The sequence below is a fragment of the Collinsella aerofaciens genome, from assembly GCF_040920445.1.
Taxonomy (GTDB): domain Bacteria; phylum Actinomycetota; class Coriobacteriia; order Coriobacteriales; family Coriobacteriaceae; genus Collinsella; species Collinsella aerofaciens_BH.
The window spans coordinates 1-1,918 of the sequence record NZ_JBCOTQ010000066.1 but is presented as its reverse complement, the minus strand read 5'-3'; the positions used below and the strand labels follow the sequence as shown (position 1 = coordinate 1,918).

Annotated in this window: 2 protein-coding genes; one reads left to right on the top strand and one right to left on the bottom strand. The window is 58.1% G+C overall.

Annotated features, from left to right (window positions below; all coding sequences use genetic code 11):
• Positions 1–224 (bottom strand): hypothetical protein (locus AB5405_RS08910; protein WP_368138239.1); only part of this gene is annotated, 224 nt, incomplete at its 3' end.
• 602 nt (positions 225–826) lie between these two features.
• Here AB5405_RS08910 and arcC point away from each other — a divergent pair.
• Positions 827–1,789, top strand: a complete 963-nt coding sequence (arcC, locus tag AB5405_RS08905; protein ID WP_006235166.1) for a carbamate kinase — start codon at positions 827–829, stop codon at positions 1,787–1,789.
• Positions 1,790–1,918: the final 129 nt, after the last annotated feature.

Here is a 1,918-nt window from a genome sequence, read left to right as displayed (position 1 = left end):
GCGCCCGCCGGCTCGTGAAAGACGGGGTTCTCGATGTGCTCGTAATTGGCGATGGGGCCCGATACGGGATAGGTTACCTCGGCATCGCAGATCTTGGCCGAAAAGATACGTGACTCGACCGGACAGGACGATTCGAACAGCTTGCATGCCTCGGGAGCCTTGTCCCAGAGCATGTCGGCGAGAAACGTCTCGCCATTCAGCGTGATCTTGAGCATTTTTGTCATAGTAAGGACCTCCTCAATCCGTCGCTCAAGGGGCTCGCTGGCGGATAAGGAGAAGACAGCGGCGGGGTCGCCGAACCCAAACTTCACGACAGATCTCTGTCGCCCAAGCCCGCGCTGTTCTTCGCTAAAGTACCATGCCGCAATTGCGCGCGCAATATCAGTTTTTGATTTTCTGGAAGCGGCGATCGACGAGACGGCTCGCCGGCTGCCGGCCGACGCGCGGCAAAGGCACTCGTCTATTCCTTAAGTTGGATGAAAAACGCCATGTTATTGCAGGGCTGCATACTCGTCCAATAAGTGCATAGAATCTCGTATAGTGCGAGTAAGATTTTGCGCTGCCTATTTTATGTTTAGCAAAGATATAGTTTGCATAATCTGGTCTAATCCCTGCTCTATTAAAATAAAGTTGCACGTAAATGACGTAGATATGCTTGAGCTGGGTTTCTTTACGCTGAGCGGGTAAAAGCGACCGTTCACCGTTCAACTATTTTCAAAATGAATAAAATGAGCGATAAAGAGAATATAAACCTTAATAAACTCGCGTATCGCACGGGCGCGGGTTATTAATGGGTTGTAGGCCTTTTACAGAAAGGATTCCAGCAATGTCTAAGCCTCTTGGCAAGCCCGATCGTATCGTCGTCGCCCTTGGCGGCAACGCCCTCGGCAACAACCCCGTTGAGCAGATCGAGGCCGTGAGTAACACCGCTCACGCTCTCCTCGGCCTGATCGAGCAGGGCAACGAGATCATCATCACCCACGGCAACGGCCCGCAGGTTGGCATGATCCAGAACGCCTTCGCCGCTGCCCACGACGCCATCGGCACCCCCGAGATGCCGCTGCCCGAGTGCGGCGCCATGTCCCAGGGCTACATTGGTTATCACCTGCAGCAGGGCATTGGCCGCGAGATGCACAAGCGCTATAAGCGTTGGCACGCCGCCACCGTCGTCACCCAGATCGAGTGCGACCCGGACGATCCCGCGTTCAAGAACCCGACCAAGCCGATCGGTCCCTTCTACACCGAGGAGCAGGCCAAGGAGTTCATGGCCGAGGATCCCTCCAAGGTCTTCGTCGAGGATTCCGGTCGCGGCTGGCGTCGCGTCGTCGCTTCCCCCGATCCCAAGAAGATCGTCGAGGCCGACTCCATCCTCAATCTGCTCGACAACGAGTTCATCGTCATCGCCTGCGGTGGCGGCGGCATTCCCGTCGTCCGCGACTATGAGAACAAGGGCTGCTACAAGGGCGTCCCCGCCGTCATCGACAAAGACCTGGGCGGCGAGCTGCTGGCCGAGGACTGCGACGCCGACGTTCTGTTCCTGCTGACCGCCGTTGAGCATGTCGCCATCAACTTTGGCAAGCCCAACCAGGAGGAGCTCGAGGACCTCACCGCCGACGAGGCCGAGCGCCTGGCCGACGAGGGCCAGTTCGGCAAGGGTTCCATGGAGCCCAAGGTCCGCGCTGCCATCAAGTTCGCTCGTTCCCGCAAGGGCCGCACCTGCATCATCGGCGCTCTGGACAAGGCTGCCGAGACCATGGCCGGCCTCTCCGGCACCCGCATCCACGAGTAGTCTCTACTCTGTTGCCTCTCTCGTGGGCGCCAGGCAAGACGCCCACAAACTAGCCTCTCTTCATGAGCCCCGCAGTCCGCTCCGACTGCGGGGCTTTTGCTATTCACCTAGTCCCCGATGGGTGAGTAG